The sequence below is a fragment of the Variovorax sp. 05L425 genome, assembly GCF_056397705.1.
In genome coordinates this window covers 1-15,548 of the sequence record NZ_JBFTNY010000032.1, presented here as the reverse complement: position 1 = coordinate 15,548, position 15,548 = coordinate 1, and the positions used below count along the sequence as shown (strand labels likewise).

The window sequence follows — 15,548 nt, the reverse complement described above, 5'->3', positions numbered from 1 at the left end:
CAATTTGCCGCGGTGCGACAATACGGAGCTTCATGACAAGCTCCTTCTCCAATCTTTCCCTGGCCGAACCGCTGGCGCGTGCCGTAGCCGAAATGGGCTACGAGACCATGACGCCCATCCAGGAACAGGCCATTCCGGTGGTCCTGGCGGGCCAGGACGTGATGGGCGCCGCCCAAACCGGCACCGGCAAGACGGCAGCGTTCTCGCTGCCGTTGCTGCAACGGATGCTCAAGCACGAGAACAGCTCGACCTCCCCAGCTCGCCATCCCGTCCGCGCCCTGGTGCTGCTGCCGACCCGCGAACTCGCCGATCAGGTCGCACAGCAGGTCAAGCTCTATGCCAAGTACACGAGCCTGCGCAGCACGGTCGTGTTCGGCGGCATCGACATGAAGCCCCAGACGCTGGAACTCAAGAAGGGCGTCGAAGTGCTGGTGGCCACGCCCGGCCGCCTGCTCGACCACATCGAGGCCAAGAACGCGGTGCTCAACCAGGTGGAGTACGTGGTGCTCGACGAGGCCGACCGCATGCTCGACATCGGCTTCCTGCCCGATCTGCAGCGCATCCTCTCCTACCTGCCGAAGCAGCGCACCACGCTGCTGTTCTCCGCAACCTTCTCACCCGAAATCAAGCGACTGGCCGGCAGCTACCTGCAGAACCCGGTGACGATCGAGGTCGCGCGGCCGAACGAGACGGCCTCGACGGTCGAGCAGCGCTTCTACAGCGTGAGCGACGACGACAAGCGCCGCGCGCTGAAGCAGATCGTTCGCCAGCGCGGCATCACGCAGGCCTTCGTGTTCGTCAACAGCAAGCTGGGTTGCGCGCGGCTCGCGCGTTCGCTCGAACGCGAAGGGCTCAAGACCACGGCACTGCATGGCGACAAGAGCCAGGACGAGCGCCTCAAGGCGCTCGCCGCGTTCAAGGCCGGCGAGGTCGACTTGCTGGTCGCGACCGACGTTGCCGCGCGCGGGCTTGACATCAAGGATGTGCCGGCCGTCTTCAATTTCGACATTCCGTTCAATGCCGAAGACTACGTGCACCGCATCGGACGCACCGGCCGCGCCGGAGCGTCGGGCTTGGCGGTGAGCTTTGCGAGCGGCGGGAATGATGTCCGGCTGGTGGCCGACATCGAGAAGCTGATCAAGATCAAGATCGAACTCGAGCCGATCGAATTCGAGGAAGACCGTCCGCGCGGCCGCATCAACGACGGCCGCCGCCACTGGCGGGAAGAGGGCGAGGCCGGCGATGCGCGCGACGTGCTCGACACGCTGGACCGCCCGCGCGACCGTGGCGACGCCCGTTCCGCAAGAGGCGGTCGTCCGCACCGCGCCCCCGCCGCGCCGCGAGATCCATTCTTCGAGCAGCCCTACGAGGCTCCGGTGGAGCGCGAAGCCGCCCCCGCATGGGAGGCCGCCGCCAAGGCCGCGCCGGCACGCGGCATCTCCAGCAACATCAAGACCAAGCGCAAGGTCGCCGCCCTCTTCAAGTCGGTGGTGGAGTAAGGCTCCCCCCCAGGTTGCCCGCACTTCGTGTCGGGCGCCCACCCCCTGCCGGGGGCAACCCCAGCGGCCCGGCTAAGCCGGTTCCGCGGTGTTTCCCGAGGGAGGCTGATCGATGCTCAGCCTGGTTTTTGGGCTTGGGGGCATTTCACCTGGATCAACTCTCGTTCCTGCGTTGATGCGCCGAAGCGGACGGCGCTGAGGCAGCCGCCCCAGACGCAGCCGGTGTCGGTCGAGATCAGGTCCGGGCGTGAGAGCCAGCCCAGTGTCGACCAGTGGCCGAAAGCGACCGTGGCGGTGGCCGTCTTCCGGTCGGGTATGTCGAACCAGGGCATGTAGCCCTTGGGTGCTGTGTCGGCGGCGTCCTTACTTTCGAATTCCATCACGCCCTCAGCTGTGCAGAAGCGCATTCGCGTGAGCGCATTGACGATGACGCGAAGCCGTTCGGTGCCTGTCAGCGCGTCATTCCACTGGGCGGGCTGGTTGCCGTACATCAACGGCAGAAAGTGGGCGATGGTCGGCCCGCGCAGCACCGATTGAAGCTCCGACGCCAGCGAGAGAGTGTCTTCGACGGTCCATTGCGGCAGGACGCCTGCGTGCACCATCAGCAGGTCTTCGCCGCCAAGGCTTTGATGGAGCGCCATGTGCTGGTGGCGCAGCCAATCGAGCATCGGGTCGCGGTCCGGCGCAGCCAGCACGTCGGAGAGCGTGTCCTTGCGACCCGCCTTTCGGGCGCCGTAGGCAACGCCGAGCAGGTGCAGGTCATGGTTGCCGAGCAGGCTGCGCGCCGAGGCGCCGTAGCGCTGCATGCGTCGCAGCACCTGGGCCGAGTCAAGCCCACGGTTGACTAGGTCGCCGAGAACGACCAGCGTGTCGCGGCTCGGCGAGAAGGCGATGAGGTCGAGCAGGCGCTGCAGCGGCTCGTCGCAGCCCTGCACATCGCCGATCAAGTAAAGTGCCATGTCCCCATTCTCTCCCGCGTTCATGGATGTTCTCCTACTGGCTTTGCTGACCACGCTCAACGCGTTGTTCGCAATGTCCGAAATGGCCCTTTCCACCAGCCGCCGCGCGCGCCTCGCAGCGCTGGCCGAGACAGGGGATGCGGGTGCCGCCGCGGCGCTCAAGCTGATGGCGGATCCGACGCAGTTCCTCTCCAGCGTTCAGATCGGCATCACCTCGATCGGCATGCTGAGCGGCATCGTGGGCGAGGCGGCCTTTGCGGCACCGCTCGCCGATTGGATGGAAAAGGTGGGCATGGGGCGGGGCACGGCCAGCATTGCGTCGACGGCGGTGGTTGTGAGCTGCATCACCTTCTTCACGATCATCTTTGGCGAACTGGTGCCGAAGCGCATCGGCCAGCTCTATCCAGAGCCTGTGGCGCGCTTCGTGGCGCGTCCCATGCGCGGTCTCGCCACCGCGGCCAAGCCTTTCGTGCTGCTGCTGTCGGGCGCCACCGCCGCCACGCTCAAGCTGCTGCGCATCGATTCGAACGCAGCGCGCGTGGTGACCGAGGAGGAAATCTCCGCCAGCCTGGCGGAGGGTGTCGATGCCGGCGTGATCGAGATGCACGAGCACCAGATGGTGCGCAACGTGTTTCATCTCGACGACCGGCGGCTCGCGTCGCTGATGGTTCCGCGCGCGGACATCGAGTGGCTCGAAGCCTCCTTCACCATCGCGCAGTGCTTGCGGAAGGTGTCCGAAGCGGGCGCGCTCGACCTCGTCCACTCGTGGTACCCGGTGTGCCGAAATTCGCTGGATGACGTCGTCGGCGTGATCAGCGTCGCGCATCTGTTGCGGCTTGGACCCGAGCATGAAGGCACGGTCGAGCAGGCGGCACAGCCGGCCGTGTTCGTGCCCGAAACGCTGACCGGCATGGAGTTGCTCGAGCAGTTCCGTTCACGGGTCGGCCGGCTGGTGTTCGTGGTTGATGAATACGGCGTTGTCCAGGGCCTGATGACGCCGCGCGACCTGCTGGAGGCGATCACCGGCGAACTGCAGGTGCCGACGCACGAGGAAGCCTGGGCACGGGAGCGTCCTGATGGCGTGTGGGAGCTCGACGGCCTGATGCCCGTGTCCGAACTCCGCGCGCGGCTCGGCATTCGCGAGCTGCCGGACGAGGATCGTGGTCGCTACAACACCGTGGCCGGCTTGCTGATGTTCGTTTCGGGACAGTTGCCGGAAGTCGGCGAGCGTATGGAATGCGCGGGCTGGTGCTTCGAGGTCGCGGCGCTGGATGGCAAACGGATCGATCGTGTGCTGGCTTACCCGGACGCGAGTGCGGATGATCTGGCGCCTTGATGCTGCGTGACCCCTCCGATCTACCGTTGTACGAAGTCGATACCGAAGGCCGGGCCGAAGCCATCTCGCTGCTGACGCCAGTCTCGCCGCAAGGCACCTTGATGAACCTTGCGGAGGCTGGCTGGCCCTTGGACGATTCGTCGCGTGATGGCTGGTGGGACGGCCTTCCCTATCCGCTCTACGACATGCGTCCGCAGGGCTACATGGGCCGCCAGTTCGCGAGGGCGGAGCATCGCCAGCTCGCAGTGGCTGCGGACCCGACCGAATGGTCGGACGACGACATTCTCTTCGTGCTGAGCCGTGCTGGCTCGGACGCAAGCGGCAGCCTCATCCTTGGCGATCCCGCTTACGAACGCTGGCAGCAACACAAGCTGGCGCCGCCCGAGCCGTTGAACGGCGCCCGCGTTGGTCGTGCCTATGCGCGTTTGGCGGAACAGGCCATTGCGGCCGGCGTGCCGGGTTCGAGCGCCGCGGGCGAATTCCCCAAGTTCCCGGCGCTGCGCACGCTGGGTGAGCAGGCGACACCGCATGTGCTGGTGAAGTTCTCCGGTTCGGACAGTTCGCCCGCGGTCCGGCGCTGGGCGGATCTGCTGGTGGCGGAACATCTGGCGCTGGAGTGCGCTGAAATGCTGCCCGGCATCGAGGGCGCGCGAAGCCGCATCGTCGTGCACGACGGCCGGACCTTTCTCGAAGTCGAGCGCTTTGACCGTATCGGCATGTTCGGGCGGAGTCGCCTGTGCAGCCTCGAGGTGATCAATGCCGCGTTGGTTGGCGAGAGTGCGATGGATTGGACGCGGATCGCGACCCGGCTCGTCAGCACCGGGCTGCTGTCGGCGGACGACGAAATTCGCATTCGGCATCTGTGGTGGTTCGGCCGATTGATCGCCAACACGGACATGCATCTTGGCAATCTCAGCTTCAAGCCCCAGGGATCCCTGTTGCTCGCACCGGTCTACGACATGTTGCCGATGCTCTATGCGCCTTTGCCGGGTGGCGAGGTGCCGCCCCGGGTCTTCGAGGCGCCGCTGCCGCTGCCCGCTCAACGCGCCGTCTGGACGACTGCATGCCTCGTCGCCATCGAATTCTGGCGTCGCGTTTCCACAGATGCGCGCGTCAGCGAACCTTTCAGGACGATCGCCGCGGCCAATGCGCAGCACCTGCAGGACCGGGCCGAGCACGCCTGATCCCCGGCTCCTATACTGGCCGGCCTCAATTCGGAGACCCGCCATGCTCGTGCCCAAGACCACCCTGCAACTTCGTTCGCTGATCCGTCGTAACGGCGAACTGGAACTCTCGCTCGCCGAGGAAGCGCTGCCGCAACCGGCGGCCAACGAAGTCGTCGTTCGCGTCGAGGCGGCGCCCATGAATCCCTCGGACCTCGGGCTGCTGTTCGGCGCGGCGGACATGCGCACTGCCAAGGCCGGCGGCACGCCGGACCGGCCGGTGGTGACCGCGACCGTCCCCGAACTCGGAATGAAGAGCATGGCCGCTCGCCTGGACCAGTCCATGCAGGTCGGCAACGAGGGCGCAGGCGTCGTCGTGGCGGCAGGCAGTTCGCCCGAGGCGCAAGCCCTCATGGGCAAGACCGTGGCGGTGCTCGGCGGTGCGATGTACACGCAATACCGCTGCATCCCCGCCGCGCAATGCATGGAACTGCCAGAGGGTGCCACGCCGCCCGAAGGCGCATCGTCGTTCGTCAATCCGCTCACGGCGCTGGGCATGGTCGAGACGATGCGGCGCGAAGGCCACAAGGCGCTGGTGCACACGGCGGCGGCGTCGAACCTCGGGCAGATGCTCAACCGGATCTGCATCCAGGACGGCATCGGGCTGGTGAACATCGTGCGCAAGAAGGAGCAGGAAGACATCCTTCGCGGCATCGGCGCCAAGTACGTCTGCAATGCCACCTCGCCCACCTTCATGCAGGACTTGACGGAGGCACTGGTCTCCACCGGCGCCACGCTGGCATTCGACGCGATCGGCGGCGGCAAGCTGGCCGGCCAGATCCTGACCTGCATGGAAGCGGCGCTGACCAGGAACGCCACCGAATACAGCCGCTACGGCTCGACGACCCTCAAGCAGGTCTACATCTATGGCGGCCTCGACCGCGGGCCGACCGAGTTCACGCGCGGCTTCGGCATGACGTGGGGGATGGGGGGCTGGCTGCTGTTCCCGTTCCTGCAGAAGATCGGTCCCGAAGGGGCGCAGAAGCTGAAGGCGCGTGTGGCGAAGGAACTCAAGACGACCTTCGCGAGCCGCTACACCAAGGAGGTGTCGCTGGTCGAGGCGCTGCGGCTGGACGAGATCGCGGTGTATTCGAAACACGCGACGGGCGAGAAATACCTGCTCAATCCGAGCAAGTAGCAGGGCGCCGCGCTGGCGTCAAAGGCGCGATCAGCCCAGTGCCAGGCGCGTGCCGGCGCCTGCGGCCGTCTTGCGGGCACCGTCCGGTCCATAGAAGAGCTGCACGCTCGACTGCAGGAAGTGCAGGGCCTTCTGCGTGAAATCGAGGTGCGTGTAGACGATCGATCCATTGCGCAGGTTGTGCATCCGGGCCTGCTCGGCCATTGCCAGTAGCGCTGCCCAGGCCTGCTGGGTGTTTTCGCCGCCGGCCGCTGCCGCGGCATCCGCGCCGGCGCGGCCCGGTTCGAATCCGAGCGCGGCCTGTGCGGCTTCGCGCTGGCGGTCGAGTTCGGCCAGGCGCTCCAGCAACTGGACCTTCTGTTCCGTGATGTGATCGAGCTCCGCGAAGCGGCGGTTCGTCATGGCCTGCTCTTCCTGCGACAGGATGGCCAGAAATTCCTCCACGCAGGATTTTTCGGCGTGCAGGTAGAGCAGCATGGTGTTCATTTGTTCTTCTCGGCGCCGAGGAGGTCGCGCACGCTGTCGAGCAGGCCGCTGGCGATCCGCTCGGGGTTGACCTGGTAACGGCCGGCGCGGATGTCCTCGCGGATCGCCGCGACGCGGGCCGCGTCGAATTCACCGCCCGGGGCATCGGGCATGGCATGGATTTGTCCGGACACCTGCACCACCTCCTTGGAGCGGCTCGCGGCGTCGGCGGCGGACGCGGGGGCAGAGCCCGGCTTGGTGGGACGGGAAAGGGGCGTGGCCGAAGGCGCGGGTTGATCGATTTTCAAGATGATTCCTCAAAGGGCTGGCCCGTATATCGGCGGATGGGTCAGGAACTTTAGGCCGGATCGCAACGAATGGCGAGCCTTGGCTACTGGGCGAGCCGGATCTGGCCGTCTTCGTCGGCGATGCCACTCACCAGCCGGCCGTCCCGCGTCTTGGCCTGCACGCTGGCGCCGACTTCGGCGCGTGTCATGGCCTTGCCTTCGGTGCTGACGACGTAGCCCTGGCCTTGGGCCACCAGTTGCACGGTCTGTCCTTGCTGGATCACGACCACGCCGCGCATCAGTTCCTTGCGCAACGGCGCGCCCGCGGCGATGCGATGCGTGCTCGTGACGCCCCGCAGGGCCGAAACGTCGGTGACGACGGAGCGCGGCAGTGCGCTGAGGTCGCCCTTGCGTTCGACGACGTCGCCGGCATCCAGCGTCTCCCCGGGCTCGATCGAGCGTGCGGCGACGAAATAGGTGCCTTCCACGGCCACTTGCGCCGACATGAAGCGGCTCCAAGGCTTGTCGCCGCGGCAGCGCAGGCCGATCGACACGCGCCCCCAGAGCGTGGTGCCGGTCGGCATGAAGGCCTCGAAGTCGTCGCACGGCGGAAGAGGCGAGCCCGTGAGGTTGAAAGTGACCGTCGCCTTGCCGGGCAGGCCGGCGGTCTGCGCCTGCACAAGCCTGTCGATGGCCGCGCGCGCCGCATCGGGTAATGGCGTGGCCGCGAGCGAGGCCGTGCCCATGCAGGCCATCCATGCCGGCAGCACGAGGCGCAGGAGTCGGTTCCGGGTCTTGCGTTGTTCCATGGTGATCGAGGAGTTGCCGAGTGATTCTAGGAAGACACCCCCTGTGTCGAAGTCGCGAAGTGCCGCTGAAAACCCCCTTTGTTCGACCCATTGCAAAAGCGGCGCGTGCCTAGACTCGCTTTCCATCTGTCGCCATGCCCAGTGCGGACGCGATGCCACCAAGGATGGAAAGAATGATCGACAAGCTGGATGCAGCGCTTCGTTTCAACCGCGAGGCACTCAATCTCCGGGCGCAGCGCCAGGAAGTGCTGGCGGCCAACATCGCCCAGGCCGACACGCCCAACTACAAGGCCCGCGATTTCGATTTCAGCAGCAGGCTCTCGCAAGCGGTGGAGCAGGGACGCCAGTCGCAATCGTTCGCGATGGTCACGACATCGTCGCGCCATCTCGCGGGCGAAGCGACGGCCATGCCCGACCAGGACTTGCTCTACCGCGTGCCGACCCAGTCGAGCATCGACGGCAACACCGTCGACATGGATGTCGAGCGCATCAACTTCGCGGACAACGCACTGCGCTACGAATCCAACCTCACGGTCATCGGGGCCAAGATCAAGACGCTGCTGTCCGCGGTGCAGCAATAAGCGGAAGGAACTCGCATGCCCATCTCCAGCGGCTCCATGAACATCTTCAGCGTGGCGGGCTCCGCCATGACCGCGCAATCGCAGCGCATGAACGTCACCGCGAGCAACCTCGCCAACGCGGAAAGCGTGGCCGGTCCCGACGGCGAACCCTATCACGCCAAGCAGGTCGTCTTCGAACTGGCGCCATCGGGGCAGCAGGACATCGGCGGCGTCCGGGTCTCCGGCGTGATCGAGGACACATCGCCCGCAAAGATGGTCTTCGATCCGAAGAACCCCCATGCCAATTCCGACGGCTACGTGGCCATGCCGAACGTGAATGTGGTCGAAGAGATGACCAACATGATTTCCGCGTCGCGCAGCTACCAGGCGAACGTCGAAGTGCTCAACACAGCCAAGGCGCTGATGGTCAAGACGCTGACCATCGGCCAGTAACTCCACTCACCAGAAAGCATCCATGGCCATCGCCGACACGTCTTCCATCACCGGGCTGAACGCAGCCAGCGCCGCAGCGAGCACCGCCAGCGTCTCGAACGACGACAGCGAGCAGCGCTTCCTCAAGCTGCTGGTCACGCAGCTCAACAACCAGGACCCGCTCAATCCGATGGAGAACGCGGAGCTCACCTCGCAGCTCGCGCAGATGAGCACCGTGAGCGGCATCGAGAAGCTCAACAGCACGCTGTCGGGCCTGGTGAACCAGACGGGGTCGAACCAGGTGCTCCAGGCCGCCTCGCTCATCGGCTATCACGTGCTGTCGCCCGGCAACTCGCTGACCACCACTGCGCCCGAGGACGGCAAGGACCCGGCCGTGCAGGCCTTCGCGGTGCAGCTGCCCAACACGGCAGCAGATGTGCAGATCAAGATCGTCGATGCGAGCGGCAAGACCGTGCGCACCATCGACGCCGGCGCCATGACCGACGGCGTCAACCCGGTGACCTGGGACGGCAAGGACGACCAGGGCAACGCGGTGCCGGCCGGCAGCTACCAGTTCACGGTGGCCGCGACCAACGGCAGTGCGGCCGTGGACGCTACCGCGCTCACCTTCGCGCAGGTGGCCGCGGTCAAGCAAGGTGCGAGCGGCGTCACGCTCGAGCTCGCATCGGGCCAGAGCATCAACCTCTCCGACGTGCGCATGTTCCTCTGAAACAAGACAAGGCACGCCTTCCGTCTCCCTACCGCATCAACCAAGGATTCATCATGAGTTTCTCCCAAGGCATCAGCGGCCTGAGCGTCTCCGCCGCGAACCTCGACGTCATCGGCAACAACATCGCGAACTCGGGCACCGTGGGCTTCAAGTCCGCTGCCGCCACCTTCCAGGACGTCTATGCCGGCTCGCGCGTCGGGTTGGGCGCGTCGGTGTCGGGCGTGGTGCAGAACTTCACGCAAGGCGTGACGCAGACCAGCAGCCGCCCGCTGGACGTGGCGATCCTCAACGGCGACGGCTTCTTCCGCATGGCGAGCGCCAGCGGCGAAGTCATGTATTCGCGCAACGGCCAGTTCACCAAGGACAAGGACGGCTACATCGTCAACGCGTCCGGCCTGCGGCTCACCGGCTACGGCGTCAACGCCGGAGGCGGCATCAACGGCGGCACGCCGGCCGCGATCCAGATTCCGACCGCCGCCATGACGCCGAATGCCACCACTGGCGTCGACGCGGAATTCAATCTCGATTCGCGCAGCACGGCACCCGCCAAGACGCCTTTCAGCGCCACGGACTCGGACACCTTCAACTACTCCAACGCGATTGGCCCGGTGTATGACTCGCTGGGCAATCCGCATGACCTTGCGGTCTACTTCGTCAAGACGGGTGCCGGCACATGGGATACCTATGGCACCGTCGACGGCACTCCGCTCAACGGCGGCGCCAAGCTCGCCGGCGGTTCGTTGACCTTCGATACCAACGGCAACCTCACGGCGCCGGCAGGCGGCAAGATCACGCTGCCGACCATGAACTTCCCGAACGGCTCGGCGGCGCTGAACATCGCGGTCGACCTCAGCGGCACCACGCAGTTCGGCGCCACGAACGCAATGAGCAAGCTCAACCAGGACGGCTACACCTCGGGCGAGCTGACGTCCTTCTCGATCAATGCGGACGGCACCATCACCGGCAAGTTCTCCAACGAGCAGACCAAGCTGCTGGGCCAGGTCGTGCTCTCGTCATTCGCCAATCCCAACGGACTGGAGCCCAAGGGCGAGAACATGTATGCCGAGACGCTGGCCTCGGGCCAGGCCCTCACCGGTACGCCGGGCGAAGGCACCAAGCTCGGTTCGCTCGAGTCCGGCGCGCTGGAGTCCTCCAACGTCGACCTGACCTCCGAGCTCGTCAACCTCATCGTCGCGCAGCGCAACTACCAGGCCAATGCACAGACGGTGAAGACACAGGATCAGGTCATGCAGACGCTGATCAACATGCGCTGACGCGGAGCCAGCCGTGGATCGAATGTTGTACGTCGCCATGAGCGGCGCCAAGCAGGCCATGGAGCAGCAGGCCTCGGTCGCCAACAACATGGCGAACGTCTCGACGCCGGGCTTCCGCGCGCAGGTGAATGCCTTTCGCGCCGTGCCTGTGGTCGGCGAGGAAGCGCAGACGCGCGCCTTCGTGGCCGCGACCACGCCCGGTGCCGACTTCTCGCACGGGCCGATCACCGAGACCGGGCGCGATCTCGACGTCGCGGTGAAAGGTGACGGCTGGCTCGTGATCCAGACACCGAGCGGCGAGGCCTACACGCGCGTTGGCAATCTCCAGGTCGGTGCCGACGGGCAGGTGATGACGATGGGCTCGCGCCCCGTGGTCGGCGATGGCGGCCCGCTCGTGATTCCGCCCGGCTCGACCGTCACGATTGCATCGGATGGCGCCATCGCTGCGCGCGGTCCCGGCGATCCGTTGACGGGCGTGTCCGAGGTCGGCCGGCTGAAGCTGGTCAATCCGCCCACGGCCGATCTGGTTCGCGGCGACGACGGCCTGTTCCGCATGCGCCAGGGCCTGCCGCCGGCCGAGGCCGATCCTGCGGTGACCGTCACTGCCGGCGCGGTGGAGGGCAGCAACGTCAATCCGGTCGAAGCCATGGTCGCAATGATCGCCAACGGACGCAGCTTCGAGATGCATATGAAGTCCATCCAGTCCGCAGACACCAACGCGCAGTCGGCCAACAAGCTGCTTGCCTACAACTGAGCCGCATTGCCCGACAACACCCCGGCAACCCCGCAGGAGAAATTCAATGATTCGTTCCCTTTACGTCGCCAAGACCGGCCTCGAAGCACAGCAGACGCAACTCGACGTGGTGTCCAACAATCTGGCCAACGTCGCCACCACCGGCTTCAAGAAGAGCCGCGCGGTCTTCGAGGACCTGCTCTACCAGAACCTGCGCCAGGTCGGCGGCCAGACCTCCGACCAGACGCGCCTGCCTTCCGGCCTGCAAGTCGGCACCGGCGTGCGCGTGGTTGCGACCGAGCGCATGCACTCGCAGGGCAACCTGACGAAGACGGACAACCCGAAGGATGTCGGCATCAACGGCGCGGGCTTCTTCCAGGTGCTGATGCCGGACGGCACGACTTCGTACACGCGCGACGGATCGTTCCAGACCGACAAGGATGGTCAGCTCGTGACCGCGAGCGGCTTCACGATCCAGCCGGCCATCACGATTCCGCAGAACGCCACGAGCCTGACGATCGGCCGCGACGGCATCGTGTCGGTCACGCAGGCAGGCAGCACGGCGACCGTGCAGGTCGGCCAGCTCCAGCTCGCCACCTTCCTGAACCCGGCCGGGCTGCAGAGCATGGGCGAGAACCTCTACACGGAATCCGATTCGTCCGGTTCGCCGAACCTGGTGAACCCCGGTGTCGATGGCGCCGGCATCCTGAGTCAGGGCTACACCGAGGCGTCCAACGTCAATGTGGTGGAAGAGCTGGTGAACATGATCGCGACGCAGCGCGGGTACGAGATCAACAGCAAGGCGATCCAGACCTCTGACCAGATGCTGCAACGGCTTGCGCAGCTATGACCTCCCCCAGGTTGGCCCACTTCGTGTGGCCGCCCACCCCCTCGCCGGGGGCGACACCGGCGGCCCGGCGGAGCCGGTTCCGCGGTGTCTCTGGCATGGGGCTGTGGGCGCTTATGGGTGTTGTGGTGTTGGGCTCGGGGTGCGCGCAGTTGCCTCGGGAGCCGCTGGTGCATCAGCCGATGACGGCTCGGGCGGACACGATGGGGTCGATGCAGAGGCGGCCGGCGACGGGGGCGATCTTTCAGGAGAGCATTGGCGTTGCCTTGTTCGAGGACCGCAGGCCGCGCTACATCGGGGACATCCTGACCATCGTCATCAGCGAAAAGCTGAACGCCAGCAAGAACTCTGGCGCCAATGCCAGCCGCGATGGCAGCGTGGGCGCGGCCTTCGCCACCATTCCAAAGTTCCTTGTCGGACTGCTTGACGGGCAGGACGCCAAGCTGTCCGGGTCCAACGCGCTCACCGCGAAGGGCGGGGCCAATGCGGCCAACACCTTCAACGGTGTGATCACCGTGACGGTGACCGACGTGCTTCCTAACGGCAACCTGCTGGTGAGTGGGGAGAAGCAGATGGGCATCAACCAAGGGACCGAGTTCATTCGATTCTCCGGGGTGGTGAATCCACGCACCGTGACCGGCCAGAACACCGTGCTGTCGACCCAGGTCGCCGACGCGCGCATCGAATATACGGCCAAGGGCTACATCGACGAGGCCCAGAACATGGGCTGGATGCAGCGCATCTTCCTGAACGTGTCGCCATTCTGATCTGATCATGATCCGCAAACGCTTGATCCTCTCCGCCGCGCTGGGCGCGCTTTGCGCCCTGTGCATCAATCCGCACGTGCATGCAGAACGCCTCAAGGAGCTCGCGAGCATCCAGGGCGTGCGCGACAACCCGCTGATCGGCTACGGCCTCATGGTGGGTCTCGATGGCACGGGCGACCAGACGATGCAGACACCGTTCACGACGCAAAGTCTGAACAACATGCTGCAGCAGCTCGGCATCACCGTGCCGCAGGGCGTGAACATGCAACTCAAGAACGTCGCGGCGGTGATGGTCACGGCGACCTTGCCTTCGTTCGCGCGGCCGGGCCAGAGCATCGACGTGACGGTGTCGTCCATGGGCAATGCCAAGAGCCTGCGCGGCGGCACCTTGCTGATGACGCCGCTCAAGGGCGCCGACGGCGCCGTGTATGCCATTGCGCAAGGGAACATGGTCGTCGGCGGCGCGGGCGCGTCGGCCAACGGCAGCAAGGTGCAGATCAACCAGTTGAGCTCCGGACGCATTCCGGCGGGCGCCATCGTGGAGCGCATGGTCGAGTCCACCATCGGCGGCGAAGGCATGCTGACGATCGAACTTTCGCGCTCCGATTTCGGTACGGTGCAGAAGGCGGTCGATGCGATCAACCGGCAGTTCGGCTCTGGCGTCGCGGACGCGGTCGACGCACGCGTGATCCGCGTCCGCGCGCCCGAATCGCCGCAGGAACGCGTCAGCTTCCTCGCGCGTCTCGAAAGCCTCGAAGTCACACCGGCGCAGGCCGGGGCCCGTGTCGTGGTGAATGCGCGCACCGGCTCGGTCGTCATGAACCAGGCGGTTCGCGTCAACGACTGCGCTGTTGCGCACGGCAATCTGTCGGTGGTCATCAACACCGAGCCGGTCGTGAGCCAGCCGGGGCCGTTCTCGAACGGTCGCACGGTCGAATCGCAGGTCTCGCAGATCTCGGTCAACCAGGGCGGCGGCGCGCTGCAGATGGTGCGCAGCGGCGCCTCGCTGGCCGATGTGGTGAAGGGCCTCAATGCCCTGGGCGCCAATCCGCAGGACCTGGTGTCCATCCTTCAAGCCATGAAATCGGCCGGCGCCCTGCGCGCCGAGCTCGAGATCATCTGAGGCCGGACATGGCGATCTCCGCAGCCAATTCGTGGACCGGCGCCGAGGCGGCCAGCCGTGCCGGCGCGCTGGACCAGCGTTTCGCACTCGATGTCCAGGGCGTCGATGCGCTGCGCCGCACCGTCCGCAACTCGCCGGAAGAAGGCCTCAGACAAGTCTCGCGCCAGTTCGAGGCCATGTTCATGAACATGGTGCTCAAGAGCATGCGCGAGGCGACGCCATCCAGCGGTCTGCTCGACGGCGGCCAGAACGAGAAGATCTACACCTCGATGCTCGACCAGCAGCTCTCGCAGAACCTGTCGGGGCGCGGAGTGGGGCTGGCCGAGGCCATGCTGGCGCAGCTCCAGCGCAGCGTGGCGTCGGGCTCGACCAATATGGACGTCGATGTGGGGCCGATGTCGCTTGCGCCGCGCGGCGGCATGCCGCTGAAGTCGGAAGCAGGCATCCCGTTGGGTTCCTCGCCGTCGTCCGGGGCTCGGGTGGACCTCAGTGCCTACCAGGTCAACAACGACCGGTCGGGTGGCGGATCAGCGGCCACCGCGTCGCTCCAGGGCCACGTCGACAGCTTCGTGAATCGAATGGGCGCTTCTGCGCAGGCGGCGAGCGATGCCAGCGGCGTGCCGGCGCCGTTGATCCTGGCGCAGGCCGCACTCGAATCCGGCTGGGGCAAGCGCGAGATCCGCGCGGACGACGGCACGCAGAGCTTCAATCTCTTCGGCATCAAGGCCGATCGCAGCTGGAAGGGCCCGGTGGTCGAAACGACCACGACCGAGTACGTCGACGGCGAACCGCAGCGCGTGCGCGCGAAGTTCAGGGCCTATGCCTCGTACGACGAAGCCTTCACCGATTACGCGCGATTCATGACGCGGAACCCGCGTTACGCCAACGTGCTGGCCACCGACGACCCGACCGAGGCCGCGCACGGATTGCAGCGCGCAGGCTACGCGACCGATCCGCAATACGGTCAGAAGCTGGTTCGCATCATGCAGAAGTTCGGGTGATCGGCGATGTCGCCGAGCCCGCTCTCCATCCACCCGTCACAGCCAACGCCAACGCAAAGGAACCCCATGGCAGAGATCACGAGCATTCAGCAGCACAAGGGCAGCGCGGCGCCCGCGGCCCTTGCGAATGCAAGCCGGCTGGAGGTCGTCACCTTCACGCTCGGCGAGGAAGAGTACGGCATCGACATCCAGAAGGTGCAGGAGTTGCGGGGCTATGACGCGGTGACGCGGATCGCGAACGCGCCGGAGTACATCAAGGGGGTGGTGAACCTGCGCGGGATCATCGTTCCGATCATCGACATGCGGATCAAGTTTGCGCTGGGCACGCCGAGCTACGACCAGTTCACGGTGGTGATCGTGCTGAA

General features: G+C 65.9%; 18 protein-coding genes. 14 read left to right on the top strand and 4 right to left on the bottom strand.

What is annotated here, in order from left to right:
* The first annotated feature begins 32 nt into the window (after positions 1-32).
* Entirely contained in the window at positions 33-1,499 is a 1,467-nt protein-coding gene (locus AC1DN9_RS26615; RefSeq protein ID WP_478104966.1) for a DEAD/DEAH box helicase, read from the top strand.
* Between the two features lie 116 nt (positions 1,500-1,615).
* Here AC1DN9_RS26615 and AC1DN9_RS26610 read toward each other — a convergent pair whose 3' ends face one another.
* The gene (locus tag AC1DN9_RS26610) at positions 1,616-2,458 is read right to left on the bottom strand and encodes a symmetrical bis(5'-nucleosyl)-tetraphosphatase (RefSeq protein ID WP_478104964.1); all 843 of its coding nucleotides are present in this window, start codon (positions 2,456-2,458) and stop codon (positions 1,616-1,618) included.
* A gap of 22 nt (positions 2,459-2,480) precedes the next feature.
* Between AC1DN9_RS26610 and AC1DN9_RS26605 the strand changes: the two genes are divergently transcribed.
* Genes AC1DN9_RS26605 through AC1DN9_RS26595 form a run of 3 tightly spaced genes read left to right on the top strand, consistent with a single transcriptional unit; the run spans position 2,481 to position 6,155 of the window.
* A complete protein-coding gene (locus tag AC1DN9_RS26605) occupies positions 2,481-3,794 on the top strand; it encodes a hemolysin family protein (protein ID WP_478104963.1) in 1,314 nt (437 codons plus the stop codon).
* Complete coding sequence (gene yjjJ / locus AC1DN9_RS26600) at positions 3,794-4,978, top strand: type II toxin-antitoxin system HipA family toxin YjjJ (RefSeq protein ID WP_478104961.1); 1,185 nt, start codon at positions 3,794-3,796, stop codon at positions 4,976-4,978. The genes AC1DN9_RS26605 and yjjJ overlap by 1 nt, the downstream gene beginning before the upstream one ends.
* 43 nt (positions 4,979-5,021) lie before the next feature.
* A complete protein-coding gene (locus tag AC1DN9_RS26595; protein WP_478104960.1) occupies positions 5,022-6,155 on the top strand; it encodes a zinc-binding dehydrogenase in 1,134 nt (377 codons plus the stop codon).
* 30 nt (positions 6,156-6,185) lie between these two features.
* Here AC1DN9_RS26595 and AC1DN9_RS26590 read toward each other — a convergent pair whose 3' ends face one another.
* From AC1DN9_RS26590 to flgA, 3 genes are all read right to left on the bottom strand, one after another.
* Positions 6,186-6,641: a flagella synthesis protein FlgN gene (locus AC1DN9_RS26590; protein WP_478104958.1), complete on the bottom strand. Its 456-nt coding sequence runs from the start codon at positions 6,639-6,641 to the stop codon at positions 6,186-6,188.
* On the bottom strand, positions 6,638-6,928 hold the full coding sequence (gene flgM / locus AC1DN9_RS26585; RefSeq protein ID WP_478104957.1) for a flagellar biosynthesis anti-sigma factor FlgM: 291 nt from the start codon (positions 6,926-6,928) through the stop codon (positions 6,638-6,640). The genes AC1DN9_RS26590 and flgM overlap by 4 nt, the downstream gene beginning before the upstream one ends.
* An 83-nt stretch (positions 6,929-7,011) precedes the next feature.
* Entirely contained in the window at positions 7,012-7,716 is a 705-nt protein-coding gene (gene flgA, locus AC1DN9_RS26580) for a flagellar basal body P-ring formation chaperone FlgA (protein WP_478104955.1), read from the bottom strand.
* A gap of 173 nt (positions 7,717-7,889) precedes the next feature.
* Here flgA and flgB point away from each other — a divergent pair, with 173 nt between their 5' ends.
* The 10 genes from flgB to AC1DN9_RS26530 all read left to right on the top strand — a co-directional run.
* Positions 7,890-8,297, top strand: a complete 408-nt coding sequence (flgB, locus tag AC1DN9_RS26575; protein ID WP_478104954.1) for a flagellar basal body rod protein FlgB — start codon at positions 7,890-7,892, stop codon at positions 8,295-8,297.
* A 36-nt stretch (positions 8,298-8,333) separates the two neighbouring features.
* The gene (gene flgC / locus AC1DN9_RS26570) at positions 8,334-8,729 is read left to right on the top strand and encodes a flagellar basal body rod protein FlgC (protein ID WP_478105018.1); all 396 of its coding nucleotides are present in this window, start codon (positions 8,334-8,336) and stop codon (positions 8,727-8,729) included.
* 22 nt (positions 8,730-8,751) lie between these two features.
* A complete protein-coding gene (locus AC1DN9_RS26565) occupies positions 8,752-9,438 on the top strand; it encodes a flagellar hook assembly protein FlgD (RefSeq protein ID WP_478104953.1) in 687 nt (228 codons plus the stop codon).
* 53 nt (positions 9,439-9,491) lie between these two features.
* Positions 9,492-10,712, top strand: coding sequence for a flagellar hook protein FlgE (gene flgE, locus AC1DN9_RS26560; protein ID WP_478104951.1), 1,221 nt, complete (start codon positions 9,492-9,494; stop codon positions 10,710-10,712).
* Between the two features lie 13 nt (positions 10,713-10,725).
* Complete coding sequence (gene flgF, locus AC1DN9_RS26555; protein ID WP_478104949.1) at positions 10,726-11,466, top strand: flagellar basal-body rod protein FlgF; 741 nt, start codon at positions 10,726-10,728, stop codon at positions 11,464-11,466.
* Positions 11,467-11,512: 46 nt separating this feature from the next.
* The gene (gene flgG, locus AC1DN9_RS26550) at positions 11,513-12,295 is read left to right on the top strand and encodes a flagellar basal-body rod protein FlgG (RefSeq protein WP_478104948.1); all 783 of its coding nucleotides are present in this window, start codon (positions 11,513-11,515) and stop codon (positions 12,293-12,295) included.
* A gap of 95 nt (positions 12,296-12,390) precedes the next feature.
* On the top strand, positions 12,391-13,059 hold the full coding sequence (locus AC1DN9_RS26545; protein ID WP_478105016.1) for a flagellar basal body L-ring protein FlgH: 669 nt from the start codon (positions 12,391-12,393) through the stop codon (positions 13,057-13,059).
* A gap of 7 nt (positions 13,060-13,066) precedes the next feature.
* Complete coding sequence (locus AC1DN9_RS26540; protein ID WP_478104946.1) at positions 13,067-14,182, top strand: flagellar basal body P-ring protein FlgI; 1,116 nt, start codon at positions 13,067-13,069, stop codon at positions 14,180-14,182.
* A gap of 8 nt (positions 14,183-14,190) precedes the next feature.
* Positions 14,191-15,183: a flagellar assembly peptidoglycan hydrolase FlgJ gene (gene flgJ, locus AC1DN9_RS26535; RefSeq protein ID WP_478104944.1), complete on the top strand. Its 993-nt coding sequence runs from the start codon at positions 14,191-14,193 to the stop codon at positions 15,181-15,183.
* A 66-nt stretch (positions 15,184-15,249) separates the two neighbouring features.
* Positions 15,250-15,548 (top strand): chemotaxis protein CheW (locus tag AC1DN9_RS26530; protein WP_478104942.1); only part of this gene is annotated, 299 nt, incomplete at its 3' end.

Excerpts from the sequence above, each read along its gene's own strand:
- flgC (WP_478105018.1), top strand. The coding sequence starts at position 8,334 with ATGAACATCTTCAGCGTGGCGGGCTCCGCCATGACCGCGCAATCGCAG.
- AC1DN9_RS26610 (WP_478104964.1), bottom strand. The coding sequence starts at position 2,458 with ATGGCACTTTACTTGATCGGCGATGTGCAGGGCTGCGACGAGCCGCTG.
- AC1DN9_RS26590 (WP_478104958.1), bottom strand. The coding sequence starts at position 6,641 with ATGAACACCATGCTGCTCTACCTGCACGCCGAAAAATCCTGCGTGGAG.
- AC1DN9_RS26545 (WP_478105016.1), top strand. The coding sequence starts at position 12,391 with ATGGGGCTGTGGGCGCTTATGGGTGTTGTGGTGTTGGGCTCGGGGTGC.
- AC1DN9_RS26595 (WP_478104960.1), top strand. The coding sequence starts at position 5,022 with ATGCTCGTGCCCAAGACCACCCTGCAACTTCGTTCGCTGATCCGTCGT.
- AC1DN9_RS26540 (WP_478104946.1), top strand. The coding sequence starts at position 13,067 with ATGATCCGCAAACGCTTGATCCTCTCCGCCGCGCTGGGCGCGCTTTGC.
- flgB (WP_478104954.1), top strand. The coding sequence starts at position 7,890 with ATGATCGACAAGCTGGATGCAGCGCTTCGTTTCAACCGCGAGGCACTC.
- flgG (WP_478104948.1), top strand. The coding sequence starts at position 11,513 with ATGATTCGTTCCCTTTACGTCGCCAAGACCGGCCTCGAAGCACAGCAG.
- flgE (WP_478104951.1), top strand. The coding sequence starts at position 9,492 with ATGAGTTTCTCCCAAGGCATCAGCGGCCTGAGCGTCTCCGCCGCGAAC.
- flgJ (WP_478104944.1), top strand. The coding sequence starts at position 14,191 with ATGGCGATCTCCGCAGCCAATTCGTGGACCGGCGCCGAGGCGGCCAGC.
- AC1DN9_RS26615 (WP_478104966.1), top strand. The coding sequence starts at position 33 with ATGACAAGCTCCTTCTCCAATCTTTCCCTGGCCGAACCGCTGGCGCGT.
- AC1DN9_RS26565 (WP_478104953.1), top strand. The coding sequence starts at position 8,752 with ATGGCCATCGCCGACACGTCTTCCATCACCGGGCTGAACGCAGCCAGC.
- yjjJ (WP_478104961.1), top strand. The coding sequence starts at position 3,794 with ATGCTGCGTGACCCCTCCGATCTACCGTTGTACGAAGTCGATACCGAA.
- flgA (WP_478104955.1), bottom strand. The coding sequence starts at position 7,716 with ATGGAACAACGCAAGACCCGGAACCGACTCCTGCGCCTCGTGCTGCCG.
- AC1DN9_RS26605 (WP_478104963.1), top strand. The coding sequence starts at position 2,481 with ATGGATGTTCTCCTACTGGCTTTGCTGACCACGCTCAACGCGTTGTTC.